We start from the raw sequence: 25,374 nt of genomic DNA, 5'->3' as shown, positions 1-25,374 counted from the left end.
ATTGATCCACCTGTGGTTTGTGTATAAAGTTAAAGTAATCAGTGAAATAGAAGCTTGCAGGGAATCGCAATGAAACTGAACTGTGATATGGGTGAGAGTTACGGCATTTGGCAAATGGGAAACGACCATGCAGTGATGTCGTGGATTGATATGGCCAATATTGCCTGTGGCTTCCATGCGTCGGATCCGGATGTGATGGCCGAAACGGTGGCTTCAGCGCTAGCTCACGGTGTCGAAATTGGTGCTCATCCTGGTTATGACGATAAGCCCGGTTTTGGTCGTCGCAGTATTCCGCATCCACCGGAGTCGATCACGCAGCTGGTGGCTTATCAGGCCGGTGCGCTGGATGCAATTTGCCGATTGCAGGGGGGGCATGTGCGGTATATCAAACCGCACGGTGCGCTCTATCACGATATGATGGCCAGCGAAGCCATTTTCGAAGCCATGCTCAGAGCTGTCGCCGGTCTGAACCAGTTTGCTCCGATGCGGGCGGCCGAGCCGGTAAAGCTGATGATCCAGGCTCGCTCAGATAATGATATTTATCAGGAACTAGCCCGCCGCTATGCAGTGGAGCTGCTGTTCGAAGGGTTTGCGGATCGGGCGTATCGTGATGATGGCAATCTGGTGCCTCGCAGTGAGCCTGGCGCTGTTCACCGGGATCCGGCCCGGATTGAACAGCAAATCCGTGAACTGGCCATGGGTGAGGTGACCACCATTACGGGCAACAGACTGGCGTTGCAGGCTGATACCGTCTGTGTCCACGGCGATAACGATGAATCCGTGGCCATGATTGCCCGGTTGCATCAGGTACTCAACCCATGATGCGTGTTGCCCCCGTGTCCGAAACCGCATTCATCGTTTATTTAGGAAGTCACATTGATACGCGCCTCACCGAGCAGGTTGGCAGACTGGCCCGGTTGGTGAAAGCAGACTTTTCCGATGCGCTGATTGAAGTGATCCCTTCCTACACCTCCCTGTTTATCCAGTTTCATCCGCGCAAAACCACCTATGCGGTGCTGGAGCAGGCGATGTTTCAGTATCAATCGGTGCTGAACCAGCCTGCTTCGGAGAATGAATCCCAGGCTGGCAAGCTCATTACGTTACCGGTTTATTATCATCCGGACACGGGGCCGGATTTAGCAGGTGTGGCGAAGGCACATGATAAAAGTGTTGAGGAAGTGATTGCCCTGCACAGCCAGCAGTTCTATACCGTGTGTGCGATTGGGTTTGCGCCCGGCTTTGCCTTTCTGGCCTCCGTTGATCCGGCGATTGCGACCCCTCGCCATGCAGAGCCCAGGTTGAAAGTACCGGCCGGGAGTGTCGGGATTGCCAATGCGCAGACGGCCGTGTATCCGGCTGATTCGCCCGGCGGGTGGCAGATCATCGGGAATTGCCCGCTGCCGCTGTTCTCGCCGGATCGTGAGCCCATGACCCCGTTTGAAGTTGGTGACAAGGTCAGGTTTGAGCCAATCGACCGGGAGCACTTTTTACAACTGGGAGGGGGATTATGGCCGCATTAGAAGTCCTGCATCCGGGGATGCTGACCTTAATTCAGGATACCGGCCGGTTGGGCGTTGCAGAGCTCGGATTAAGCCAGGGAGGTCCGGTGGATCTGCATGCGTTTTGCTGGGCCAATTATCTGGTCGGCAACGCAATGGAGCGCCCGCAGCTGGAAGTCACCTTGGGGCAAGCCAGTTTTCGGGCACAAGATGATCTGATTTGTGCAATCACCGGCGCGGACATGGCCGTCACGGTGGATGGCCAGCGGCAGCTCCCCTGGCAGAGTTTTGTAGTGCATCAGGGACAAGTGCTGAAATTCGGCTATGCCCGGGACGGGCTTAGGGCCTATTTGGCGGTCAAAGGAGGGTTTGATATCCCCCGGGTGCTGGGCAGTGCTTCGGCGGTGCCCCGCAATCAGCTCGGTGGCCTGAAGGCCGGGACTGCACTGGCCGAAGGGGATGTGCTCCCCGTGACGCACGGTGAAATCAATCGTCATGCGTTTCAGTCGAAACAGGCGGCGCCGCGCTATATACCGGACTATACCGATCCGGTTCATTTGCGGGTGATGGAGTCGTATCAGTGCGATTATTTTTCTGAGCAGGCCAAGCAACGTTTTTATGCCAGTGCATATCAGATCAGCCAGCAATCTGATCGCATGGGATGCCGTCTGGAAGGGCCGGCAATTCAGGCGGAGATTGACGGCATCATCTCTGAGGCCATCGCGTATGGCGCGATTCAGATCCCGCCGAATGGACAACCGATTATTTTGTTGAATGACCGCCAGACACTAGGTGGATATCCTAAGCTGGGTTGTATTGCCCGGATGGATATGCCAAGGTTGGCCCAGGCAAGGCCAGGTACTGCGGTTCAGTTTGTCCGGGGAGACTGGGCGACCTTACGTAAAGAATGGCAGGACTTTTCACAGTTTTTCGGCTTGCCGATGTAGTGTTGATTTGGGGACAGTGGGGGAGACAGTATGTATATTTTCGGTTACGGCAGCCTGATCAATCGTCATTCGCGGTTGTTGACGGGGCAGACTGGCGAAGCCGTGCCGGTGGTTGTCGACGGCTTGCACCGGCGTTGGGGTAAAGTTGACGGCAGCTACACCATTGCGCCGTTGGTATGCGAACCGGGCGAAGGACGTTGTAATGGCGTGCTGGTCCGTGTCCATGACGGCTTTTTGCCGGAGTTTGACCGCCGGGAGAAGGGCTATCGCCGCATCGCGCTGGACCCGAGTGCAGTTCATCCCGAGCAGGAGGTTACGCTCAGCGACGATCCGATCTGGGTCTATGTGCGTGAAAATTCGGCGCCGCCATGCCCGGTTCAACCGATTATGCAAACCTATGTCGACACTGTGCTGGCGGGTTGTTTATCGATTTCAGAGTCGTTTGCCCGTGCATTTGTCGACACCACTCAAGGCTGGCACCATCCGTTGGAAAATGATCGCCACCAGCCGAAATACGGCAATCTGGCCGGGGTTGAAGCGGCGCATTTAAGTCTGATTGACCAACTGGTCGCGACGGCCCGCCCTTAACTGACGGGCTGCAATATGGCAAAACCAAATAAGAAAGGGCCGACCCAAACCGTCGAGATTTATTGTGCCGCCTGTCAGGCCATCCTGTTTAAATACCGCAAGGGTGGCAAGGGCGCGTTGGTGAAATGTTTCAAGGAAAGGATCAGCCGGGACTATACCACCCAAGCAGGTGTTTGCCCGAACTGTGAGGCGGTGTTCGCACGCGACACTTTGGTGCGCGGCACCCCGGCATTCAAAATGATTGGCGGAAAAGTCCGCATGAAATAAAGGGCAGCGAGCCGATGCAGCCTGATGTCATGGCAACATTGGCAACCTTATGGAATTGAGGGCGTTGATTGCGTCGTGGCAGTGGATTGAATCGTGGCAGTTGATTGCATACTGGCAGCAGATTGCACAGCGGCCGTTGTCTCCGGACATTGAATATCCTGGCGTAGCAGCATGGCTTTAAGATTCAACAAACGGCGCTCGTAGGTGGCTTTCACCAGTTGATAGTCCACCTCCGGCGCAAACCACATCACCAGCTGGCGATCCGGTTTGCGTACCTGCTCGACCCGGAATGCTTTCAGGCGACCGAAGTTGGTGTTGATGTATTCCTGTCCTTTCACTTCAAAGTAATACCGGTCAACGTCATCGTTACCCTGCAGCTTGAAATCGAAAGATTGTTTTCCGTTGAGCAGATTGAGCCGGATCTGACTACCGACGGCATCGCCATCACGGATCGGGATGTCCTGGCTGGTAAAAGTCAGGGTGTCTCCTTCACGTTGCAGCGACGTGCGTCGGCCATCCTCGCTGAATGTGGCCGAGGTCTGACCGGCCATCAAGCCTGAAATGCGCCGTTCAAACGAGTGGGTTAAAAAGCCATTTTCCTGCTCAGACCAGAATACCTGGCTGTTCTGCCGGAACTGACTTTTCGACACCTTAATATCAATCGTGCTGTAGGAGCGGATCTGAACCTGATCCCCTTGCCAGTTGAGGGTTCGCTGGTAATGTCCAATCCGGTGGTTGCTCAGAAACAAATCATACGTAAATGACTTGGTGCACTGATGATATTGCTGCGCAGGGAGCGCCAGTGCTGATGTACTCAAAAAACCGATCCCCAACCCCAGTAAGGTATGCACGGCTAACTGTAATTTCACCAGACCTCCAGCCGACAGATATCGTCATTAAACGTTAGCAGTGGGTGTCTGATTGCGCAAAAAAGCGGGAGCTTGAACCTGCCGGATGTGACCGCGGTCCAGATAAAAATATGAATCTTTTTTTTCATTATTAATTCAAAACAATGAAGGACTTAGCTGAAAAATAGCGTTCTTGTTGTTGCAACAGACATCGATGCTTATGTTAACCCACTGAAAGTAAACGCTTTGCGTTTATCGACGTAGACCGCAATTGTGACCGTTTGATGGCGAAAATTTGACGGTCCTCCGACTCGCTCCTATTTTTATCTGGGTTTAATAGACAGAGAGGTGAGGTCCGATGAAAAAAATGAATTCAGCATATCGTCTGCGGGTCATTAAGGAAGTTGCAACACGACAGCGGTTGCTGGAAAACGGTGATCCGATGGCCTGCCACATCTCTCAACTGTTGCACGAAAGACACCGGCAAGCGCCGAAATTGGAACAGCACTTTAGTGGCTGTCATTATGATGCCAATATCGGCGGCTGGGTCAGTAATCTTTGGGACGCCAAAAAATAATTGCAATTACATTGTTTCGGAGCCGGTTCCCGCAGATATCGCTGAGCGTTCAGCTGGCTCCTGTCTCGAACAACCTGCCGTTTTCCCTGCGTAGCTTGAGTTCATTTTCAACAGCTTTTTCTGCAACACTGGAACAATCCAGACGACTGAGGTACATTGCCCGGGCATTGTAATGTTAGGTCGCAGCATGAACTACTTAGAGTTAGACAGCTATTCCCGCAAGTGGATTTTTACCCACGCCTCCATGCCGGTCGCGGCAGAAGATTTATCCCAGATTAAGCCATTGACGCAGGCGCGCTCCGCAGAGCTTTGGCGCGAGCACATCAGCAAACAAAGCCCGGATGCTGATCATTTCGGCAAAGGGGATTGGCCGAGTGATTCGTCTCTCTGGAGTGAAGCGCTGGACTGGCAGGCCGACTGGGATGGCGATGAACCGGATCTGCCGGCAGCGATTGCAGAGTTCATCGATTGGGAAGACAACACCACGGTATTTTTCTGTTACGAGAAATACAATGTGATCGAAACCAAGTGGGGTGTGTTCAAGCGGAATTGGAAAAACTTTCTGTTCTTTGATGATGGCCCGCTGCTGATTGGCCGTAAGAAAACTCAGGCGGTGTGGTTCAGCTCGAAAGGCACGTTTCAGTGCGCCCACCGTCCATAAGGCCGCCGGGAGCAGGTGGTGTGCGGCGGTAGGGCCGCATCCCCTCAAACAGTTCAGCGCCGTTCCTTAGGCGCTTCGAGGGCCGGGGTGGTAGGTATTGAACTCAATAATCTGCCCTTTACCGGAAAGCTTGGCGCCATACATGGCTTTGTCGGCCCGTCGTAGGATATCTTCAACGGTCAGTCCCTGTTCCGGATGAACGTAGTAGCAACCGATGCTGGCCCCCATGTTCACCTGCGTTTCCTGCTCCAGCTTGATGGGCTCTCTGATCCGCCGCAGGATCCGTTGGCTGGTCAACACGACATCCGCTTGCTGACCCACCGGATAAATTACCGTCACGAATTCATCGCCTGCCAGCCGCGCAACGAGATCGCTGCGACGAACGGTACGATTGAGACGCTCGGCAATAATCTTCAGCACCATATCCCCGGCATTGTGACCATAGTTGTCATTGATCTGTTTGAAGTCATCTAAATCGATAAACAGCACAGCGAAAAGTTGCTGGGATTGTTGTTGCGCCATCAATAAGTGATCGATTTCCTCACACAGTTTGCTGCGGTTGGCCAGGTTGGTCAGTGGATCGTGCGTCGCCAGGTGTTCCAGTCGTTTCATCTCTTTCATTGAGCGTAGGTCGGAGGCGATCAGCACGGTCTGCAAGTCGTGGCTGTCTTTGATGTTATTGATCCGCACCAGCAGCGGAATATAAGAGCCGTCTTTACAGCGCTGGTTAATTTCCCCCTGCCAGTGGCCGGTTTGCGCCAGCTCGCGCAAAATCAGCTGCTCCATCCGACCAAAGGTCGCGACATCGATGAACCGATGGAAATGACGGCCGATCACTTCCCGGGCGTCATAACCTAAATATTGGGTAAATGCCGGGTTGACCATCTGGATTTTGCCGGCGCCACTGAGGATCATGATGGCATCCTGACTGCTATCAAAGACCTTGGCGGCCATTTTTCGCTGTCGTTGCGCCAGCTGGCGTTTGGTGACATCCTCAATCGCAAATAGAGTTTGCTGGCGTTTATGCAACGGGCGGCTGGTAATCTGATAGTAGCGGGTGTCTCCGTGAGGGTTGGTGCCAACCACCACGGTATGATCAAACTGGCGTTCTCCGTTGAGGACGGCTTGCATCTTGCTTTGAAATGCGTCCGGCGCTTCCGGCCGGATGGCTGCGTCAATTTTCATCCCGAGAAGATGATCCGGTTTCTGTTCCAGAACCCCCTCGCAGGCTTCATTAGCCAGGGTGATTTGCTGCCGGGCATTGACCACAATCAGTGCATGCTGCACCGTCTCGATAATATCGTCAGCGAAAGCCTTTTCATCGCCCAACTGGCGCAGGGTTGCGCGGATCTTGGCATTCCGTTCGTTCAGTTTGACCTGCATGCTGTTAAAACATTTGACCAACTCGCCCAGCTCATCATAGGTATGGGGCTGGAGCGGTGCCGGATTTTCATTCTTGATGATACTGGTCATCGCGTGGTTGAGCTGGATGATGGGCTGCGTTACCCAGGACTGAATCCGATTAACCACATAGGCACTGATGGCAAAGATCACCAGCAGTAATGCAAAACTGATCTGAAAATGGGTCTGCCGTACTTCTTTGAGAGTTTCCAGGGAGACGGCAATATGCATGTGGGCAATCGGCTCATTGTCCAGGGTCACCGGCACGATCAGATAGAGCAGATCATCCCCGAAGTGGTGGCCCTGGCTGGCAATCTGGTGCTGCTGCTCGGGACTCGGCGGGACGAAGGTGATTGCCGGATTCTCATAGCGGGCGAACACGCTATGATCCGGGCGCTCAAGGCGAACCCAGGCCACCAGCGGATCCGCTTTAAAGGCTGAGAGCACTTCATTACCGACGACAGGATCGTTGAACAGAACGGCAGCAGTGAGATTCATGCCGACGCCACTGGCCAGGATCCGGGTCCGGGTCAGCAGGTTCTGCTGCTCAATGTTGAGGTAGTTCTGATAGGTGATGAATTGAAAACAGAGAAAAACCAGAATAATGACACTCATCACCGGGATGGAGAGCCGCTGGCTTAGCGAGAGTCGTCGCATCAACTTACTCACCCCGGCCTCCTGTCTTCACATCTGCAGGAAGCAGGGCAATCCGCAGCAAGTGGGCGCTGATCGTCAACTCGCTGCGATTGACATGATCCAGGGCAATGGCGGGTTTGATGCGGTGCTGGTAGGCCCGGAGTTCAATCATCCCCCCTTTTTGCAGGAATATGTCACTGTCACTGACGGTAAGGATCCCGCGGATTTGCGGCACGGCTGGAAGATAAGCCAGTCGCTCTGCCGTGAGATAGAGGATGTCACATTGTGTCGACAGGCTGTCCAGATCATCGAGCGTTTGGATATCGTATTGTTTGTTAGGTTGATTTTTGCGTTCAACCAATAGGTGTAAGGTCGCGGTCACTTTGTCGCTGCCGTAGGTGCAAAACCGGTTGGGATGACGCTGTTCGGGCCAGCGGACAAAGTTGGTAAAGTAATACACATACAGCGCTTTGATCCGGGCTTCACTGGCGACGGCGGGTGTCGGGGTATTACCCATGTCCTGCGCATCAGTCGCCAGTGGCACGAGGCCGATGGCGAACAGAAGCGTGCGGAGAAAACATCGCCATCGGGGTTTTGAAAAATGTGGATGGTAGCGGCACATTGTCCATTCGTTGCAATACTGCCTGAACTTCCCCATACCGCCTCACTGTCGAACTGGAATTGATCGCTGATTCTTTCCCTTGGAGCCCACAGGATTCGTTAATGTCCGGCTTTGCGTGCGGCGAGCAACTCGGCAATGTGTCGGGCCCCGGTTACCAGGTTGGCGGCTGTCGAGTGCACCGAACTACCCGATGAAACAAAATGCTGGTGCAGCGGTTCCCCTAAGGTGACGAAGAACCGCGCGCCGAGCCGACCGGTTTTGATTTCCAGCGGCAGGGCAGAAGGATACAGGGTGCCCATCTGGTGCGGGTGGAGCTGATTGCCGTTGATGTAGATCATCCCGGAGCGAACATAGAGAAAGCCGGTTGTTTGCTTGGCATCGGGCTCAAAGCGCCAGCAGCCGTAGGGGGTGATCATAATATCCAGATACGTGACCGGAATGCTGTAGGGCACCGGACTTATCACGTCTTTGTATTGGCCGATCAGGACCTTGGTTGTCGAGTCGGTCTCTTCGACCAGCGGGATACACTGGGAGGTAATATTGACGCTGGAGGCTGCAGCCATTTCAGATTGTCCCGCCGGAAGTGCGGTCCATAAACTGAATGATTCGACCCGGCCGTCCTGCGGCGTCATGGTGTCCTGATGAATGATGCCGTTTCCGGAGGTCATGACATGAATATCACCACTGTTGAGGGTGACATGGCTGCCGGCGGAGTCATGATGTCGAAGCCTCCCAGTGACAGGGTAACTAATAGCATCAATGCCGGAATGGCCGTGGTAATCGAGGCCGGTGGAGCGGACGACTTCCTTGGCTTCAAAGTGATCCCACAGGACGAAGGGATCGAGCTCATACATGTCGTCCGGATTGATGAAGGCGGTGATCGCGCCGGATCGGTGACCATAGCGGATTTTGTTGATCGTTTTCGTATTTTTCATGTCCAAATACCACGTACCACTGCGACTGATTCAGAGGTTGGATTTGAACTGCCTGCAAATCTTGATGCGTGCCTGTTTTGGTTGCGCTCAGGCCGCAATAACAATCTGACGGGCTGGATCACGACAGCTCGGATCTCCGTCCTGATCAGTCTGGTATAGTTGCGTATTTTATTGATTAAATCTTAGACCTTCCCTTCTGATTTGCTCAAGCGATGCGGTGGAAAATCCCGCTTTTTTGGGATTTTTTTGTCCCGGATTTCATACTTTATCCTGAGCCGTTTCGACCACCAGTCGACTACGCCTGATCCGGCTCATCGGCATCATTGTTCCAGCGGACATAGTCGACGCGCGCCGGGACATTTAACTCGGCAAAGGTTTTCAGCCAACGAATTTGATTGCTTTGCAATTTATCACCGGGACCTTTGACTTCAACCCACAGGTATTGGCCGGATCGAAACAGGATCAGGTCCGGCAGACCGGCGCGGTTGCTCCGTGGATCAAACAGGATCCGCTCAAACAGCCGGGCCAGTAACGGGCCGGAAAAACAAGCGGTACTCAGGGTCAGGAGCTCCGGCGGGAGCAGCGGCCAATTGACCCAGTCATTGCTCAGGCCGTATTTTTCCCCGTAGACGCGGTGCCAGTGCTGCCAGCGACCCTGCGTAATGTCGTGCAGTCGTTGTTGGATTTGCACCTGACGTTGTTGGGTAAAATCGGGCTGGAACATATCCCGGGGTGCGCGCTGGTACGGATTAAGAAAGGCGCCCGGAACCGGCGCAAAGATGATGTCCCAGAAGGCCAGGCCAAACAGGCCGCACAGCAAGCTGTTTTCGGTATAAAACACTTGCCAGCCCTGCGCGGTGTAATACTCGGCAACTGCCAGCTCGACCCGCTGGCCTGTGGGCGCCAGTTGGAGGTGGCTCTCTGTAATATCCGGTTCAGCGACGGGCTCAAACGGATGGTTGAGCTGGCAGCAAAGCTTTTTCTCCAACCGGGCCGCCACATCCGCTTCTTCTTCATTGTGCGGTGCCAACCGCATTTGCCGGGCCAGAGCCAGGGCGCTGGCCGGATCGCCGAGCTTGTCCAGCATCCGTGCCTGACGCTCCCGTGAAGGGGGTAGCTCACTCTGGCGAAACAGTGCCAGGGCCGTATCAAAGTGTTCGGTTCGCTCCAGGTCACGGGCGATCAGGTTGATCAGTTTCTGCCGTCTGCGTTCCAGCGGCAACCAGCTAAACGCTGCGGGAAGCTGGTGGGCCAGGGCGGGGATCGGCTCAGGATCTTTGCGATCTTTTGCTTGCCAGTATTGGTCGCTGAGATCCGATAACATCAGCCACTGCTCAATCTGCTGGCGTTCCGTAAATAAACGGCTGTCGCGATCAACCGGATAATTCTCAAACTGATGCAGACCGAGATCCGTCAGTACAAACTGGCTGAGATCCTGGTGTCGATTGCCGAAAAACAGCAGCAGGAATGTGCTGAGATGCTGCTGATGGCAGATGCGCAGAATATTGTCTCCGAAATCTTCCGGGGTGGGTTCTAGTGCCGCCAGCGCTTCGAGCAGTTGCGGTTTGCGGGCCTGCTTGAAAGGCGACAGCGCCGGAAACCGGCTCAGCAGTTCAGGTTTGGTAAATAAAGAGGCTATTTGATCGGTGGGCCACGCGTCCTGGTGCCACTCAATCAGGCCCAGATCGGCCAGGGCTTGGGCGGCAGGCCCCAAAGCACCGATTTCCGGGTAATTGAGCTTAGCGAGGCGGAAAAACTCACCTTTGCGAGACAACAGGCGGACGTACAACATCTGTGCTTGGGCGGTAAGTCTTCGAAACTGGGTGACCCAATGTGACTCGTCGTCACTGAGCAAATCCTGGTAACGCTGATCGACCGTGTCGAGTAGTCGGCGAAAGTTGTGCAGGTAATAGTCAGGTGCAAGTTCAATAGGCGTCATGGTGGGTCCTGTCACCGGTTGATATCTTATATCTTGTTGTTATATTTAATAAAAACAATGTCGCAAGTAGGACATTCCCCGGCGAGCTGATATGATGGGGGAAATGTTTGGGGAAAGGTTTGCTGTGTTTGCCTGTCTATTTTCTGTATTTCGATATTTATTCATATTTGCACTGGGTATGATCGCCATATCCGCAAATACCTTTGCCGCCTTACAACATACCAGTAATCCGCCATCCGAGCTGCTCGGTGCTTCTTGTGTTATCCGCCATGATAATCAACTTGTCATGTTCTCTGAAGCCATTGTTCGAAAAATGTCACTGCCGGGAGGCTATATTGATACCGGCGAAACGGCCGCCCAGGCGGCGGCCAGAGAGGCTTTAGAAGAAACCGGGATTGAGGTTGAAGTTCAACATTTAATCACTTACCGGGGACGGGCTGCTATTTTCAGCTGCGTGGCTAAAACGCCGATCCTGGTATCTTCTTTTCAGGATCGGTCCGGCCATCCGATTGTGGCCTCCTGGTTTGCCGAACACTACGCCAAAGAAGTGCGCCGGGTTTACTTAGTCGATCCGACGTCATTGACCGAAAAGCAGTACCGTTACCCTGACGATGTCAGCAGTTTGCCGCAATGGCTGGCCCAGACCCCGTCCAGTGATGCCGAAGTCTATGCCGTGTTGGCCCAACATGCGAACTCCTATCACCGCCTTGAGCTGGAATGGATCGAAGCGCTCCAGAACTGGACGCGTTCGTTGCCTGCGGCGCTCGAACAGGGGTTTGAATGGTTGATGTGGGGGTTGAACCTGCCGGGTGAAGCCCTGGTGTTCGCCTTACTGGTTGTGGGGGTGACGGCCTGGTTTGGTCCCCGTGCTATGTTACAGCTGTTAGTCATCCTGATGCTAACGATGTTTACCAGTTCATTGATTAAGTTGGGGGTGAGCTCGCCGCGTCCCTCAGACATTATGCCGGAGCTTCAAAAGGTCAATGCGTACGGATACGGCCTTCCCAGCGGTCACACGCTGATGACGACCGTGTTGTGGGGCATGGGCTGGTCCTGGCTGAGCCATCGGGTCGGCCCGGTGATCCGGTGGGGCACCTTCTGTTTATTACCGCTCCTGATCGGCGGGCAAGCACTGGCCCGGGTCTGGTATGGCGTGCATTTCATCAGTGATACTGTGGTGAGTATTCTTCTGGGCCTGGTGTTACTGGCCTTGTTTCTGTGGTGGCAGTCAGCGCAACGCTTCCCGCTGGCGGCAGTGGTCGTCAGTCGCGGATTTTGGTTTATCAGCGCTTTGATTTGCGGTCTGATTGCGGTGCTGACCCAGGCACCGGATCATACTTATCTGTTTGCCGGGCTGGTGGGGCTTTTATTGATGGTCGATCAACTGCCGGCACCTACCAGTATCCCGACCATGTCGACACGATGGCAAATTCTGGTGGCCTCTGTGGTGGGAGTGAGCCTGGTGATGCTGGTGACTGAAATGATTTCCGACCAGAGTTCGGTCAATGCCATGGTGTTGGTGATCCGGGCCATCGGCTGGGCGCTGGCGTTGATGTGGCTGGTGGGGGCGTCATCCGTCATCATCCGCCGTCAGGAACGGATCGCCAGGATTCCTCACTGATTTAGCGCCGTGCGCGATGTCACGCTTTGTTTCAAATTTGGAGTGCGGTAAAGTGAGGGCAAACGATTTCTATAAGAGAGGCCAGTAGCCGTAGGGAACGGCGGTGATACTGGACAAGGAGAGCAATGTTACCTGTATTGACCCATCAGAATAGTATCGACGATGTCGTACTGTCTTATCTGCATGCATTAGAACAAGTCGGGTTCACCGGCGATATTGAGCAGAGTTATGCCAGCCGCCTGGCGGTTGCAACCGACAATAGTGTCTATCAGCAACTGCCGCAGGCTGTGGTGCTGCCGCGCTCGACCGAAGATTTGGTGCGAATTGGCCAAGTCGGCCAGCAGGCAGAGTTTCGGACCATCACCTTTTCCGCCCGGGGCGGCGGTACCGGCACCAACGGGCAATCACTGACCCCGGGGATCGTGGTTGATTTGTCTCGCCACATGAACCAAATCCTGGAAGTGAACCCGGAAGAGGGCTGGGTTCGGGTGCAAACCGGGGTGATCAAAGATCAGCTCAATGATGCACTGCGTCCCCACGGTTTCTTCTTCTCGCCGGATCTTTCGACCAGTAACCGGGCCACCATCGGCGGGATGATTAACACCGATGCGTCCGGTCAGGGCTCCCTGAAATACGGTAAAACTTCTGATCATGTGCTGGCGCTCAAAGCGGTGCTGGTGGACGGCTCTGTGCTCGACACCGCGCCTTTGACTGAGCAAGCGCTGGCGGCACAAAGCCAGGGCGATGATTTTGCAGCCCGGGCGCTGCGGGTTTCGGCGCAGGTGTGTCGCGACAAGCGTCAGCAAATCCTCGATAAATTCCCGCCGCTGAACCGTTTTCTTACCGGGTATGACCTCAAGCACGGCTACGATGAGGCGATGTCGCAGTTTGATATTGCGCGCCTACTGTGCGGCGCGGAAGGCTCGCTGGCGTTTATTGCCGAGGCAAAACTCAATATTACCCCGATCCCGAAATCCCGCACCCTGGTCAACATTAAGTACGACAGTTTTGATTCGGCGCTGCGCAATGCCCCGATGATGGTCGAAGCGGAGGCGCTGTCGGTGGAGACGGTGGATTCGCGGGTACTAAATCTGGCCAAGCAGGATATCGTCTGGCATACCGTCAGCGATTTGCTGACGGATGTACCGGGGAAAACCCTGCTCGGGATCAACATGGTCGAGTACGCCAGTAATGATCCGGCGGAAAACCGTCGTCAGGTTGAGGCGCTGTGCGCGCAGCTCGATGTGTTGATGGCTCGCGGCGAGAGTGGGGTGATTGGCTATCAGGTGTGTGATGATCTGGCGGGGATCCAGAAAATTTACACCATGCGCAAAAAAGCGGTTGGCCTGCTGGGTGCAGCAAAAGGGAGTAAAAAGCCGGTGCCGTTTGCTGAAGATACCTGTGTGCCGCCGGAAAACCTTGCCGATTTTATTGTCGAGTTCCGCCAGCTGCTGGACGAAAAGCAACTCGACTACGGAATGTTCGGCCACGTTGATGCAGGGGTGCTGCACGTGCGTCCGGCGCTGGACATGTGCGATCCGGCGCAGGAACGCCTGATGAAGGAGATTTCCGATCAGGTGGTGGCGCTGGTGGCCAAATACGGCGGCCTGATGTGGGGCGAGCACGGCAAAGGCTACCGTTCTGAATACGGCCCGGAATTTTTCGGCGACGAGCTGTTTACTGAGCTGCGGCGGATCAAAGCGGCATTCGACCCGGATAACCGGATGAACCCGGGGAAAATCTGTACCCCGCTGGACAGTGATGCCGAGCTGGTCCAAGTCGATGGCGTGAAACGCGGTACCTTTGACCGCCAAATTCCGGTGAAAGTCCGCGACAGCTTCAGCCGCGCGATGGAGTGTAACGGCAACGGGTTGTGTTTTAACTATGACACCAGCTCGCCGATGTGTCCGTCGATGAAAATCACAGCCGATCGCCGCCATTCGCCGAAAGGCCGGGCCGGGCTGGTCCGTGAGTGGTTGCGACTGCTGGCCGAGCAGGGGATCGATCCGGTGAAGCTCGAAGAGCAATTGATGAGCCGCACCCCGTCGGTGAAGCAAATCATCGACCGCTTTAGAAATACCTTCGGTGCCGGCAAGCAGACGTATGATTTCTCCCATGAAGTGATGGACGCGATGAACGGCTGTCTGGCCTGTAAGGCCTGCGCCAGTCAGTGCCCGATTAAAGTGGATGTGCCGAGCTTCCGCTCCCGCTTTATGAATCTCTACTACAGCCGTTACCAGCGTCCGGCCAAGGACTACCTGGTAGCGTATGTCGAAAACTATCTGCCGCTGATGGCCAAGGCCCCGGTGACCTTCAATGCCCTGATGCGTCCGTCGTGGTCGAAAAAGCTGACCGAGAAAACCATCGGTTACGTCGACATGCCGCCGCTGTCGGTCCCGACCTTGCTGGAAGGGCTCGACGGCCACCATGCGACCCGGTTTGATCTGCAATGGCTACAAGCCCTGTCGGCGCAGGAGCGTGAAGATTATGTGCTGATTGTTCAGGATCCGTTTACCAGTTATTACGACGCTGAAGTAGTACGTGATTTTGTCCTGCTGGCGGAAAATCTCGGCAAAAAACCGCTGCTGGTGCCGTTTAAACCGAACGGCAAGGCGCAGCATGTGAAAGGCTTCCTGCGTCAGTTTGCCAAAACCGCCCGCAATACCGCAGATTTCCTCAACCAGCTGGCCCTGCTTGGGATCCCGCTGGTCGGGGTCGATCCGGCACTGGTGCTGTGCTATCGCGATGAATATCAAGAAGTGCTGGGGGAGACCCGCGGCGACTTCCATGTGATGACCGCACATGAATGGCTGCTGCCGCTGTTGCCGTCGCTCCCGGCCCGGTCGATGCGCGAGGCGGATCGCTGGTACTTGTTTGCGCACTGTACTGAAAAAACCAAAATGCCGAATGCGGAAAAAGAGTGGGCGCAGATCTTTGCCGGGTTCGGGGCGAACCTGATGCCGGTTTCGGTGGGATGTTGCGGCATGGCTGGCACCTTCGGTCATGAAAAAGACAAGCTGTCGATGTCCCGCGGGATCTACGATCTGAGCTGGCAGCCGAACTTAGAGCAACTCGATACCGAGCGTTGTATGGCAACCGGCTATTCGTGCCGCAGTCAGGTGAAGCGGTTTGAGCATATCCGGATGAAACACCCGGTTCAGGTATTGCTGCAGGTCGCCAGGGCCAACCCTGTGCCGGCAAACCAGGCGGGTTAACCCGGCCAAACCAACGGGCTTGCATCAGGCTGGCGGGTTGTCTGTGACAAGCATGCCGGATGACAAGTTAGCGAAGTGACAGCAATGTTTGCTGCTCACCAAACGATCAAGGCGACTGCTTTTACAGGCAGTCGCCTTGTTTTTTAGGGAGCGCTGGTCAGAGTTAATCTTTCGGATTGGGGGATAGCCAGTTATACACCCAGCCGGCGATCAGAGCGCCAAAGAGCGGGGCGACCCAGAATAACCACAGCTGGCTCAGCGCCCAGTCTCCGACCAGAATTGCCGGGCCGGTACTGCGGGCTGGATTGACCGAAGTGTTGGTGACCGGAATGCTGATCAGGTGAATCAGCGTTAAGGCGAGCCCGATCGCGAGTCCGGCATTGGCAGGCGTGGCATGTTTGTGAGTTGCACCGAGAATGACGATCAGAAACATAAAGGTCATCACGAACTCAGTCAGAAAAGCAGTGCCCAGACTGTAATAACCGGGAGAGTGGTCGCCATAGCCGTTTGAAGCCAATCCACCGGCGAGGTCGAATGCCGGTTGACCACTCGCGATGAAGTACAATACGGCCGCGCCGAGAATACCGCCGAGGACCTGGGCCCCGATATAGGGAATCACTTCGTGGGCCGGAAAGCGCCCGCCGGACCAGAGCCCGAGCGTGACTGCTGGGTTTAAGTGGCATCCCGAAATATGGCCGATACTGTAGGCCATGGTCACGACGGTCAGGCCAAAGGCAAATGAGACGCCCAATAACCCGATACCCACTTCAGGAAAGGCTGCGCTGATCACGGCACTGCCACATCCCCCGAGTACCAGCCAAAATGTTCCGATCAGCTCAGCCACCAGTTTTTTGAGCATGCTGAATACCTCAGGCAAGCAAAAGTGAGATGAAGTATAGCCATCTTTATTCACTGCCTGATGCGTCATTCTTGCTACAAAACACTGCCTTCCCGGCTTATCTGCCGAATGCCTGACATTGAGCGGCAGTTGTGAACGCCACTGAAGGCTTGGAAAGAGCCAAGCCGGTGAGCTGAACCGGAATGAGATTAATGATTTGCTTCGAGCAGATAGTCCGCCAACTGATCGGAAAGCCACTGGATCACGCTCCCCGGACGGCTGTCACTTTTCATGATTTCCCCATAAGACTGCCAGCTCATCGCCTGATTGTATTTGAGTACCTTCAGCGTGCCTTCCCGTAAATACTCATTGATCAGCAGCGCCGGAACATAGGCCCAGCCGGTATTGTCCAGCACGGCATCGCGCATGTGTTCAAAGAAAGGCAGGGCGATAAAGTTGCTGGCCCGCGGCGTAAAAGCTTTCAGGCTCTCGTCGTCAATATAGGCCAGCGCAACCTCAGTGTAGCGATCCATATCGCTGCGTTTGACCTGACGCAGCCGCCCGAGTGGGTGGTCTTGATGGGCGACAGACATCATCCGGATTTGCCCCAGTTTATTTTGCGACAGCTGCGAAATCCGGTGATCATCTGCGAGCAGGGTATACGCCACATCCACAATATTTTCCTGCACCATCTGCTCCAGTTCCGGCGGCGGCGCGACATAAATCGAGATACTGGTGTTGGGAAAGCGTTCACTCATCGCTTGGATCAACTGGCGCCACAGGACTTCCGGCAGGGCATCATCCCGGGCAATTCGCAGGCTGGTTTCGACGCCATTCAGGTGCTGGTGGCATTTGTCCTGAATATCTTTGCTGATTTGCAGCAGTCGCTCGCAATCATTGGCAATGGCTTCCCCGATCTCGGTCAGGATCACTTTGTTCCCGGAGCGGGTGAGTAGCTGGACGCCCAAATCATCTTCCAATGCGCTTAGGGCGGCGCTGACGGTGGTGCGGCTTTTGTTGAGTTTTCTCGCCGCTTCCGCAATGGAGCCGCTCTGGCTGGTATGGATGAACATCTCGACCTGGCTGATTTTCACATTGGCTCCGCTTAAATGATTCGTGTCATGAATAAAATTTATTTGCTTTAGCGACGAAAAAGTCGGCGCTCAGTGATTATATCAACCAACTATCATCAGGTAACCTTACGGCTGTGTGATCAGATTCGAGATATCCGACGAAAAATATGTCGGTTTGTCAGAGGTAGTTATGTTGACCAATATACAATTAGAACGCCGGTTACTGCAGTTCTCCACATTTTCCTCCTTGATGTTTGCCCTGATGGGGATTGGCCTCGGGCTGTGGATGGGGTCGTTAGTGATCGTTTTCGACGGCGCTTATTCCTTCATCAGCCTGGCATTGACCCTGGTATCCCTGGTTGCAGCGGCGTATATCCGCAACCCGGCGGTCGCCGCGCAGCCGGAGCGCGTTGCGATAATTGAACCCGCGGTGATTGCGTTGAAAGGCATTGTGATTACCGTGATGTGTTGCTTGTCATTCAGCTCTGCGGTGATGGCGATCCTTCATGGCGGCCGGGAAGTTGATGCTGGACTGGCCCTGTTGTTTGGGGTGGTGAATGTGCTTGGCTGTCTCGCAACCATGTGGGTGATGGCCACGCAGGGGAAAAAGATCCAATCGGGTTTAGTGACTGCTGAGATTAACCAGTGGCTGATGGATACGGTGATCAGCGGCGCGGTGATGATCGGCTTTATTCTGGCATCCCTGATGCGTTTCACGCCCTGGGCGGAATATGCGGTCTACGCTGATCCGGTGATGGTGGTGGTGGCGTCGATTTACTTTGTGATTGTGCCGTTGCGGATGGTCTATGGCGCGCTTCGTGATTTACGGGGCGCGGTTGCCGGTCAGTCGCAGACCGGCAAGCTGGTGAACAGTGGAGCGGAATGAATTACTTGCGGTTGAGCAACAGGGTGTGCTCGATTTCCCGAAAATGGCTGGCGGCATCAATCAGCGAGCTGGCAGTGAGCGCCGGCACGCCGTAGATCTCAACATCCGCCTGGTAGCGCGAGCGCACTTTATCTACCAGTAAATCAAAATCTCCGTCGCCTGAGAGCAGAATCACCCGATCCACTTCCGGCGCATGCTCAATGACATCCAACGTGATCCCGACATCCCAGTCGCCTTTCGCCGAGCCGTCGCTGCGTTGAATAAATGGTTTGAGCTTCACCTCGAAGCCAATACCACGCAGGATATTTTGAAACTGCCGCTGCTTTTCGTCGCCCCGATGAATGGCATAGGCATACGCGGCAACGACTTCTCGCCCTTGCGTTGCTTCAGCCCAGAAGGCGTTGTAATCAAAGTTACAGCCATAAGTATCTTTCACGGTGTAGTAGATGTTTTGTACATCGACGAAAATAGCGACTTTTTCCACGGGAACTCGGCAGGTAAATGAATAAACTCAGCAAGAGTGCCTGTGAATCGGTTGAAATACAAGCTATACCAATCACAGTCAGTCATTGATCAGAAATCGCGTCGGAAAAATGCTTGAGAACAAGGCAGGATTTTCGATAAGTGGTTATTCTACAATCAAAAATCCTAACACAGTTATCGAGTATCTTCACAAGCTAGGATGAACAGTGATTGACGACGATTGGTATTCGTCAGGATGTTGTAAGGAAATTTTGTAGGCTCTTGTCGCGGCAGGGAAAACATGTGACAGTTAGCAGGGTAACTTGTCGAAGTTGAGAGCAAATCCATTGAAAAAGTCGATGATGAAAACGGCCCTGGCAGCGGCTATCCTGTTGAGCGCAAACGCTGCTTTTGCGAAAACCTGCCCGGTTGATGTCCAGCACGATATCCATATTGCGGATGAGCAGGTGTCGGTCTATCAGGGCGGCCAGGCCAAAATGTGGATCGATGCGCAGAACCAGGTCTTTGTAGACGGCAAACAGCTGGAATTGAATACGGTTCAGCAGCAGGCGGTGGAAGCCTACAGTCAGGCAGTGAAGACTTACTTACCGAAAGTGGCTGATCTTGCAGACGATGGTGTCGGGATTGCGTCAGAGATTATGAATGAAGTGTCGTCCCGGTTCGACTCGGGTGAGTCCTTTGCCGGGGTGAAAACCCTGATTGCGGATTACAGCCAGAAAGCCCATGATAAATTTTATCCGGAAGGAGAGTTTGTCATGCCGGCCAACATCTTTGAAACGGCAGACACTGACTGGCGCCAGGAATTCGAGCAGGCGATGAAGCATGTGAGTGTGGAGTCGATGTCGAACCTGTTTTCGGCCCTGACCGAGAAAATGAAAAACGGTGAAATCAGCTTTTCTGAGTTGCAACAGCAGTTCGGTGAAATGAAAGCGGCCATTGAAGCGAAAGTACGCGAACGCTCCGGAGAAGTGGCAGAGAAAGCCGGGGAAGTGTGTGATTCGATCAAAGGGCTAGCCGAAGAAGAACAACAGTTGCATCGGGTGGTTCCGGAGTTGAAACCATACCAGATGTTTGAAATTTAACGGCCCGGAAGGGCAGTTTCATTTGACGGCGCAGGAGTAAAATCATGCTGAAATTCGCAGTGATCGGTGTTTTATTGTTGCTGGCTTATCTGGCGACGAAATACTTAGATGAGCGCCGTCAGAAAAAGCTGCTGATTGCCTTGGGCGTCGTGATTGCTGGCGCGGTGGCGTACCTGATGGCGATTGAGCTGATGCGCTGACTGGCCTTCATCCGTTTGGCATAAAACAAAGCCCGCTTTGTGCGGGCTTTGTGTTTTATCAAGTTCTGGCGAAAGGTTTAGCGGGCCGCGGAACGGCTGCGGGCCGGTTTACCATTCTGGCGCTGGCCGGCCGGTTTTCCCGGGCGGGCAGGGCGGTTGGATGGGCCTTGTGTTTTGCCGCTATTACCATGCTTGCCGTTGCCGTTGCCGTTGCCGTTGCCGTTGCCGTTGCCGTTGCCGTTGCCTTTGGCTGTGTTGGCTTTTCCTTGCGTGCCACGGGACGGATTCCCGGGACGGCCATTTGACTTCCCTTGACCGTCTTTACGGATATCCGGTTGGTTCGGGTGTTTGGTCGCAAAACGCTTGGCACCGTGGCGACTGGAGCCGCGGCGCTGAGCCGGAGTCAGTTCGGCATCGCTGCCGGCTTCCGGGACCAGACAGTGTGGCTTGTCACCAATCAGGTGCTTCTTGCCCATGCTTACCAGCGCTTCGCGGATCAGCGGCCAGTTGGCCGGATCATGATAGCGCAGCAAGGCTTTATGCAGTCGGCGCTGACGTTCGCCCTTGGCCACAAACAGATCTTCACGCTTCTTGTACTTCACGCGCTTCAGCGGGTTGGTTTCCGAGTGATACATCGCGGTAGCGTTACACATCGGTGACGGGTAAAAGTTCTGAACCTGATCACACTGGAAGTCATTTTTCTTCAGCCACAGCGCCAGGTTCAGCATGTCGTCATCAGTTGAGCCCGGGTGCGCTGAGATAAAGTACGGGATCAGGTACTGCTTCTTACCGGCTTCGGCGCTGTATTTTTCAAACAGCTCTTTGAAGCGGTCATAAGTGCCCATGCCCGGCTTCATCATCAGATCCAGGGTGCCTTTCTCGGTATGCTCCGGCGCAATCTTCAGGTAACCGCCCACGTGGTGGGTCACCAGCTCACGGATATACTCCGGAGACTCAATTGCCAGGTCATAACGAACCCCGGACGCGATCTGGATTTTCTTGATGCCGTCGACTTTGCGCGCTTTACGGTACAGATCGATGGTGTGTTTGTGGTCGGTATCCAGCTTCTTACAGATCTCCGGGAAGATACAGGACGGACGGCGACAGTTCACTTCCGCTTTTGGATCCGAACAACCCAGACGGTACATATTGGCGGTCGGGCCACCCAGATCTGAAATGGTCCCGGTGAAACCCGGCACCTTGTCACGAATATCTTCCAGCTCGCTCAGGATCGACTCATGCGAGCGGTTCTGGATGATCCGGCCTTCGTGCTCGGTGATCGAACAGAACGAACAACCGCCGAAACAGCCACGCATAATATTGACACTGGTTTTGATCATGTCATATGCCGGGATCTTGGCTTTACCGTACTTCGGATGCGGCACACGGGCGTATGGCAGGCCAAACACGAAGTCCATCTCTTCGGTGGTCAGCGGGATCGGCGGCTTGTTGACCCACAGTTCCCGATCACCGTGTTGCTGGATCAGGGCACGCGCAGAATACGGGTTCGCTTCCAGGTGCATGATCCGGCTGGCGTGGGCATACAGGATGCGGTCGTTACGCAGTTTCTCAAACGACGGCAGGCGAACCGCCGTGGTTTTCGAGTCGTGGCGCGACGGCTGAATGGTGATTGGCTTGGCCGCTTCTTCCTCAGCCTGTGCTTTCTTGGTGGTCGCGCAGGTTTCTTCCGTGGCGTACGGGTTCGGCATCGGCATCGCTTTGCCCGGTTTCTCAATCCGGCTGGAGTCGATTTCCTTGTAGCCTTCCGGGCGCTCTTTCAGGATCACCGCGGTCCCGGCAATGTCGGTCATGGCAGCGATGTCTTCACCCCCGGCCAGACGGTGCGCCACTTCCACCAGGGCACGCTCGGCATTGCCGAACAGCAGAATATCGCCCTTGGCATCAAACAGCACCGAGCGGCGGACTTTATCCGACCAGTAGTCATAGTGGGCCAGACGGCGCAGGCTGGCTTCAATGCCGCCCAGCACAATCGGCGTGTCTTTGTAGGCTTCACGGCAGCGCTGCGAGTACACCAGCACGGCGCGGTCCGGACGCTTGCCGCCTTCGTTATTCGGCGTGTAGGCATCGTCGTGGCGCAGCTTACGGTCCGCGGTATAGCGGTTGATCATGGAGTCCATGTTGCCGGCGGTGATGCCGAAGAACAGATTTGGTTGCCCCAGCTCCATGAAGGCGTCTTTATTGTCCCACTCCGGCTGGGCAATGATCCCGACCCGGAAACCCTGGGCTTCCAGCACGCGGCCGATCACGGCCATGCCGAAGCTCGGATGGTCGACATAGGCATCGCCCGTCACAATAATGATGTCACAGCTGTCCCAGCCGAGGGCGTCCATTTCTGCACGCGTGGTCGGCAGGAACGGTGCTGTGCCGTAACATTCGGCCCAGTATTTTGGGTACTCGTTAATTTTGTTTGAAATCATTTGCTTACAGTTACTTCATTTATGTTAGGGGCATATTGGGGGCATTCTTGCCTTCTTGTAGGGGCAGCGGTGTCGCTGCGTTGGGTGTGCTCACTCACCCAAACACCCGGATATTGTCAATTGCTGTTGCATATGAATGCCCCTGTTGATTGGCGTATGTCGGAAATTGCCCCTGCAGAGAACATCCGGCCAGCTTACAGTATGGCGGGTTTGCCACGGCTTTCTATCCGTGACCACCATCAGTTGCGGCTTAACCATTGATGTTCTGGCGTGCCGGTACGACAGGCGCTGATTTTCGTTTATTCGGCTGCTGAAACTTCCGGCAACCGAGTACTCATCTCAAAAGGGGCATGAGTTTACCATGTTCAGTGGGGAAAACATCAATTTCTGTGGCAGGGGGAGAGGTTTCGTTGCAGACCACAAACAAGACCTTAAGCTCTTTATGGTTAAGGTCTCGCACATGACAAAAGAGTGAATTTTATCGAGACTTTAGTAGGGAAAACTTACCAGTTATTGGTGACCTGGCAGCGAAGCAATCAAGCTAACTCTCAATAAGCAATGGCATCGACGGTAATGCACTGTACCGAATATCCGAATTTCCAGTTTGTTCGATCGTCTATCGAGATGTCCGCAATATAGTTTGTCCCCTTATGATGCTTCTTGGCTGCTTGGATTGCCTCGCTGGTTGACGTTGCCGGACCCACTGGAAACAAATACAGAACCCTCGTTTGACAGCTTTCACCCCTCACTGGCCCGATTGCTTTGGGGCTTTTCCCTGCGCTCTTATCAATGTAACTGGTCGCTGCAAATGAACCATGCAGAGAAGTACTACATCCCGTTAACAGGATGGGCAGTACGAAAGCAAGACAGCCTCGTTTACGAAAAAACATAAAGGGACGACCTCGACCGTGGTTGTTGTCACTTTTCAGTCTAACGGATGACATGGGCTTCCCCTCAATTAATGACGCCGTAGCGATTTGTGTTGCTGTTTTTTTCGGGGGGATGTCCTGTGTCAGGTAGATAGTTGTCATCCTCAATGCGATGCTGCGAGATGGCGTCAGGTGGGAAAAAAACCAGAGTGAATTTAATTATTGACGCCATAGTCGTTTGTTATACCTTTGTGTATTCGAAGTCATAGTAGTGCTGACCATTTTCAATTCTTATAGCCATTTTACCGGTTAGACCAACTAACTCTCCTGTACCAGAATCCGGCACCACTTCAAGTGTGAGTCTGTCAGTACCTCCTGACATAATTCCGTAGTGTTGCAGTACGAAGCTGCCCTGTTCACCTGAAACTGAACCCACAACTTGTTCAATCGCAACATAACCAGCTGACCCTTTTATAGAAGTCATCACATTAAGCATTTCACCTTTACTATCTGCTGATAACTCACCATGAAAAACTTTACTTATAGACATGCGACCAAGGTTTGAGCCTTCGACACCTTTTGCAAAGGTTTCCATTGGTTCAAGTGCTACATCAAACTTCCCTGTAATTTTCATAAACTCTCCACGTATGATAAAAGGCATAACAGCCTATTGTGCAGCATGCTTGGTTTCACGCAGCTACCACATTGGTCTCCGTTGCATACTATAGCCACAAAACGTAATCACCTTCAATTGGTTAGATCACCAAAATATTCTCGTCTACCTTGAATTCATTTGCGCAAAGTCAGCATTGTGATTTAACGAGGATTCGGATACCCCGAAAACCAGAAGAATAACCTTTATGATCAATAAGATATATGAATTGATGGTGCACAAAGCAAGCAAAATCGGTCTCGAAAATGCCTAGGTGTGTTCGGATAATCGGCTTTTGAGTTTGGTCTTAATCGGGTGCAGTTGCGTCTCTGATAGATCTGGTCACAATCCATTGGCTTTCTTAAACCGCCGGACTTTGGTCCGCATGTTTTTCATGGGGGAGGATGTGTTGAACTGAATCATCCGGCCCAACGTCCATTGTTGGTACCACGGGGTTTCATAGAGGTCTTGATTGCTGAGGCCTGCGATCAGCGCCAAGATCTCATGGACGGTGTGCTCAAGCTCGGTGAGCAGCGCGCCATAGGGCCAGTCGTTGTATTGCTGATGAAAATGTGTGGCGAGTAATCCCAGCTGATTCCATTGGTAACCGGTCTCCGGAAAATCCACCGGCTGTCCTTGTGCCGTGAGGCGATGCCATTTTAACACTAACTTTCCCCAGCCAATCAGGTAGGCCACCGTATCACAGACACTGATTTGGGTGCCTTTGATATTGCCCTCGACGCCTCGCTCTCGCGCCAGGTGAGCCGGAATAGAGCGGTAATCGGCCATCAGCTTGGGAAAGATCGTCTCGATTGCTTGTATCAGTGCTTCTTTAGACTGGGGGACAGAGGACATCGTTTTCTCCGTTCACGTGCGCGATGGCGGGACTGACTCGCTGCGCTTGGATGCTTAGTCAGCATTAAGCCAAGACGTGGTTGCAATCGCAATGTGTTGCATCATGAATCGCTGATGCCAGATCGCTGGAAGACCGTTCGTGCGGGGGGCATCTCAGATCGGGTGAAACGACTGTGAAAAGCAGGGAGCCGGTTGGCTCCCTGTCGATGACGGCGTGGTCGTCGGACTTAGGGACGGCAGCG

23 protein-coding genes are annotated in these 25,374 nt (G+C 54.0%); 12 read left to right on the top strand and 11 right to left on the bottom strand.

What is annotated here, in order from left to right; translation table 11 throughout:
- Positions 1 to 69 precede the first annotated feature (69 nt).
- From VV869_RS03580 to VV869_RS03560, 5 genes are read left to right on the top strand one after another with little or no spacing between them, the layout of a single operon-like run.
- A complete protein-coding gene (locus tag VV869_RS03580) occupies positions 70 to 822 on the top strand; it encodes a 5-oxoprolinase subunit PxpA (RefSeq protein ID WP_337733619.1) in 753 nt (250 codons plus the stop codon).
- Positions 819 to 1,520 (top strand): 5-oxoprolinase subunit PxpB, encoded by a 702-nt coding sequence (gene pxpB, locus VV869_RS03575; protein ID WP_337733618.1) that lies wholly within the window; start codon positions 819 to 821, stop codon positions 1,518 to 1,520. Before VV869_RS03580 ends, pxpB begins: the two co-directional genes overlap by 4 nt.
- On the top strand, positions 1,508 to 2,446 hold the full coding sequence (locus tag VV869_RS03570) for a biotin-dependent carboxyltransferase family protein (protein WP_337733617.1): 939 nt from the start codon (positions 1,508 to 1,510) through the stop codon (positions 2,444 to 2,446). The genes pxpB and VV869_RS03570 overlap by 13 nt, the downstream gene beginning before the upstream one ends.
- Positions 2,447 to 2,476: 30 nt before the next feature.
- Complete coding sequence (locus VV869_RS03565) at positions 2,477 to 3,034, top strand: gamma-glutamylcyclotransferase family protein (RefSeq protein WP_337733616.1); 558 nt, start codon at positions 2,477 to 2,479, stop codon at positions 3,032 to 3,034.
- Between the two features lie 15 nt (positions 3,035 to 3,049).
- Positions 3,050 to 3,301, top strand: coding sequence for a hypothetical protein (locus tag VV869_RS03560; RefSeq protein WP_337733615.1), 252 nt, complete (start codon positions 3,050 to 3,052; stop codon positions 3,299 to 3,301).
- Positions 3,302 to 3,348: 47 nt separating this feature from the next.
- On the opposite strand, the gene VV869_RS03555 is transcribed toward VV869_RS03560, so the two are convergent.
- Complete coding sequence (locus VV869_RS03555; protein WP_337733614.1) at positions 3,349 to 4,170, bottom strand: DUF3108 domain-containing protein; 822 nt, start codon at positions 4,168 to 4,170, stop codon at positions 3,349 to 3,351.
- 337 nt (positions 4,171 to 4,507) lie between these two features.
- Between VV869_RS03555 and VV869_RS03550 the strand changes: the two genes are divergently transcribed.
- Entirely contained in the window at positions 4,508 to 4,726 is a 219-nt protein-coding gene (locus tag VV869_RS03550; RefSeq protein ID WP_337733613.1) for a hypothetical protein, read from the top strand.
- A 187-nt stretch (positions 4,727 to 4,913) separates the two neighbouring features.
- The gene (locus VV869_RS03545; RefSeq protein ID WP_337733612.1) at positions 4,914 to 5,387 is read left to right on the top strand and encodes a DUF2947 domain-containing protein; all 474 of its coding nucleotides are present in this window, start codon (positions 4,914 to 4,916) and stop codon (positions 5,385 to 5,387) included.
- Positions 5,388 to 5,453: 66 nt separating this feature from the next.
- Here the strand turns inward: VV869_RS03545 and VV869_RS03540 are convergent, their stop codons facing one another.
- The 4 genes from VV869_RS03540 to VV869_RS03525 form a co-directional block, all read right to left on the bottom strand.
- Positions 5,454 to 7,457 (bottom strand): diguanylate cyclase domain-containing protein, encoded by a 2,004-nt coding sequence (locus VV869_RS03540; RefSeq protein ID WP_337733611.1) that lies wholly within the window; start codon positions 7,455 to 7,457, stop codon positions 5,454 to 5,456.
- Entirely contained in the window at positions 7,450 to 7,941 is a 492-nt protein-coding gene (locus VV869_RS03535; RefSeq protein WP_337733610.1) for a YfiR family protein, read from the bottom strand. The genes VV869_RS03540 and VV869_RS03535 overlap by 8 nt, the downstream gene beginning before the upstream one ends.
- A 203-nt stretch (positions 7,942 to 8,144) precedes the next feature.
- Positions 8,145 to 8,981 (bottom strand): pirin family protein, encoded by an 837-nt coding sequence (locus VV869_RS03530; RefSeq protein ID WP_337733609.1) that lies wholly within the window; start codon positions 8,979 to 8,981, stop codon positions 8,145 to 8,147.
- Between the two features lie 295 nt (positions 8,982 to 9,276).
- The gene (locus VV869_RS03525) at positions 9,277 to 10,920 is read right to left on the bottom strand and encodes a VRR-NUC domain-containing protein (RefSeq protein WP_337733608.1); all 1,644 of its coding nucleotides are present in this window, start codon (positions 10,918 to 10,920) and stop codon (positions 9,277 to 9,279) included.
- Between the two features lie 178 nt (positions 10,921 to 11,098).
- On the opposite strand from VV869_RS03525, the gene VV869_RS03520 reads away from it, so the two are divergent.
- Both VV869_RS03520 and ydiJ read left to right on the top strand, forming a co-directional pair.
- On the top strand, positions 11,099 to 12,541 hold the full coding sequence (locus VV869_RS03520; protein WP_337733607.1) for a phosphatase PAP2 family protein: 1,443 nt from the start codon (positions 11,099 to 11,101) through the stop codon (positions 12,539 to 12,541).
- A 125-nt stretch (positions 12,542 to 12,666) separates the two neighbouring features.
- Positions 12,667 to 15,756, top strand: a complete 3,090-nt coding sequence (gene ydiJ, locus VV869_RS03515; protein ID WP_337733606.1) for a D-2-hydroxyglutarate dehydrogenase YdiJ — start codon at positions 12,667 to 12,669, stop codon at positions 15,754 to 15,756.
- Between the two features lie 163 nt (positions 15,757 to 15,919).
- Here the strand turns inward: ydiJ and aqpZ are convergent, their stop codons facing one another.
- Both aqpZ and VV869_RS03505 read right to left on the bottom strand, forming a co-directional pair.
- On the bottom strand, positions 15,920 to 16,615 hold the full coding sequence (aqpZ, locus tag VV869_RS03510) for an aquaporin Z (protein WP_337733605.1): 696 nt from the start codon (positions 16,613 to 16,615) through the stop codon (positions 15,920 to 15,922).
- A gap of 188 nt (positions 16,616 to 16,803) precedes the next feature.
- Entirely contained in the window at positions 16,804 to 17,688 is an 885-nt protein-coding gene (locus VV869_RS03505) for a LysR family transcriptional regulator (RefSeq protein ID WP_337733604.1), read from the bottom strand.
- Between the two features lie 169 nt (positions 17,689 to 17,857).
- On the opposite strand from VV869_RS03505, the gene VV869_RS03500 reads away from it, so the two are divergent.
- Entirely contained in the window at positions 17,858 to 18,553 is a 696-nt protein-coding gene (locus VV869_RS03500) for a cation transporter (RefSeq protein ID WP_337733603.1), read from the top strand.
- 1 nt (position 18,554) lies between these two features.
- On the opposite strand, the gene VV869_RS03495 is transcribed toward VV869_RS03500, so the two are convergent.
- On the bottom strand, positions 18,555 to 19,037 hold the full coding sequence (locus VV869_RS03495) for a LabA-like NYN domain-containing protein (protein WP_261600241.1): 483 nt from the start codon (positions 19,035 to 19,037) through the stop codon (positions 18,555 to 18,557).
- Positions 19,038 to 19,374: 337 nt separating this feature from the next.
- Between VV869_RS03495 and VV869_RS03490 the strand changes: the two genes are divergently transcribed.
- Together VV869_RS03490 and VV869_RS03485 are read left to right on the top strand one after the other, a co-directional pair.
- Positions 19,375 to 20,118 (top strand): YggN family protein, encoded by a 744-nt coding sequence (locus tag VV869_RS03490; RefSeq protein ID WP_337733602.1) that lies wholly within the window; start codon positions 19,375 to 19,377, stop codon positions 20,116 to 20,118.
- A gap of 44 nt (positions 20,119 to 20,162) precedes the next feature.
- A complete protein-coding gene (locus tag VV869_RS03485) occupies positions 20,163 to 20,318 on the top strand; it encodes a hypothetical protein (RefSeq protein WP_337733601.1) in 156 nt (51 codons plus the stop codon).
- A 77-nt stretch (positions 20,319 to 20,395) separates the two neighbouring features.
- On the opposite strand, the gene VV869_RS03480 is transcribed toward VV869_RS03485, so the two are convergent.
- From VV869_RS03480 to VV869_RS03470, 3 genes are all read right to left on the bottom strand, one after another.
- Complete coding sequence (locus tag VV869_RS03480) at positions 20,396 to 22,756, bottom strand: YgiQ family radical SAM protein (RefSeq protein WP_337733600.1); 2,361 nt, start codon at positions 22,754 to 22,756, stop codon at positions 20,396 to 20,398.
- 1,110 nt (positions 22,757 to 23,866) lie between these two features.
- Positions 23,867 to 24,259, bottom strand: a complete 393-nt coding sequence (locus tag VV869_RS03475) for a DUF3224 domain-containing protein (RefSeq protein ID WP_337733599.1) — start codon at positions 24,257 to 24,259, stop codon at positions 23,867 to 23,869.
- A gap of 360 nt (positions 24,260 to 24,619) precedes the next feature.
- Positions 24,620 to 25,132: a ClbS/DfsB family four-helix bundle protein gene (locus VV869_RS03470; RefSeq protein ID WP_337733598.1), complete on the bottom strand. Its 513-nt coding sequence runs from the start codon at positions 25,130 to 25,132 to the stop codon at positions 24,620 to 24,622.
- Between the last annotated feature and the right edge of the window lie 242 nt (positions 25,133 to 25,374).

The organism is Photobacterium sp. MCCC 1A19761 (assembly GCF_037389125.1).
GTDB lineage: Bacteria > Pseudomonadota > Gammaproteobacteria > Enterobacterales > Vibrionaceae > Photobacterium.
This window is presented reverse-complemented; position numbering and strand designations above follow the sequence as displayed.

Bases quoted from the DNA above. Each gene is read 5' to 3' on its own strand.
- VV869_RS03580 (WP_337733619.1), top strand. From the start codon at position 70: ATGAAACTGAACTGTGATATGGGTGAGAGTTACGGCATTTGGCAAATG.
- pxpB (WP_337733618.1), top strand. From the start codon at position 819: ATGATGCGTGTTGCCCCCGTGTCCGAAACCGCATTCATCGTTTATTTA.
- VV869_RS03570 (WP_337733617.1), top strand. From the start codon at position 1,508: ATGGCCGCATTAGAAGTCCTGCATCCGGGGATGCTGACCTTAATTCAG.
- VV869_RS03565 (WP_337733616.1), top strand. From the start codon at position 2,477: ATGTATATTTTCGGTTACGGCAGCCTGATCAATCGTCATTCGCGGTTG.
- VV869_RS03560 (WP_337733615.1), top strand. From the start codon at position 3,050: ATGGCAAAACCAAATAAGAAAGGGCCGACCCAAACCGTCGAGATTTAT.
- VV869_RS03550 (WP_337733613.1), top strand. From the start codon at position 4,508: ATGAAAAAAATGAATTCAGCATATCGTCTGCGGGTCATTAAGGAAGTT.
- VV869_RS03545 (WP_337733612.1), top strand. From the start codon at position 4,914: ATGAACTACTTAGAGTTAGACAGCTATTCCCGCAAGTGGATTTTTACC.
- VV869_RS03535 (WP_337733610.1), bottom strand. From the start codon at position 7,941: ATGGGTAATACCCCGACACCCGCCGTCGCCAGTGAAGCCCGGATCAAA.
- VV869_RS03530 (WP_337733609.1), bottom strand. From the start codon at position 8,981: ATGAAAAATACGAAAACGATCAACAAAATCCGCTATGGTCACCGATCC.
- VV869_RS03525 (WP_337733608.1), bottom strand. From the start codon at position 10,920: ATGACGCCTATTGAACTTGCACCTGACTATTACCTGCACAACTTTCGC.
- VV869_RS03520 (WP_337733607.1), top strand. From the start codon at position 11,099: ATGATCGCCATATCCGCAAATACCTTTGCCGCCTTACAACATACCAGT.
- ydiJ (WP_337733606.1), top strand. From the start codon at position 12,667: ATGTTACCTGTATTGACCCATCAGAATAGTATCGACGATGTCGTACTG.
- aqpZ (WP_337733605.1), bottom strand. From the start codon at position 16,615: ATGCTCAAAAAACTGGTGGCTGAGCTGATCGGAACATTTTGGCTGGTA.
- VV869_RS03500 (WP_337733603.1), top strand. From the start codon at position 17,858: ATGTTGACCAATATACAATTAGAACGCCGGTTACTGCAGTTCTCCACA.
- VV869_RS03490 (WP_337733602.1), top strand. From the start codon at position 19,375: ATGATGAAAACGGCCCTGGCAGCGGCTATCCTGTTGAGCGCAAACGCT.
- VV869_RS03485 (WP_337733601.1), top strand. From the start codon at position 20,163: ATGCTGAAATTCGCAGTGATCGGTGTTTTATTGTTGCTGGCTTATCTG.
- VV869_RS03480 (WP_337733600.1), bottom strand. From the start codon at position 22,756: ATGATTTCAAACAAAATTAACGAGTACCCAAAATACTGGGCCGAATGT.
- VV869_RS03475 (WP_337733599.1), bottom strand. From the start codon at position 24,259: ATGAAAATTACAGGGAAGTTTGATGTAGCACTTGAACCAATGGAAACC.
- VV869_RS03470 (WP_337733598.1), bottom strand. From the start codon at position 25,132: ATGTCCTCTGTCCCCCAGTCTAAAGAAGCACTGATACAAGCAATCGAG.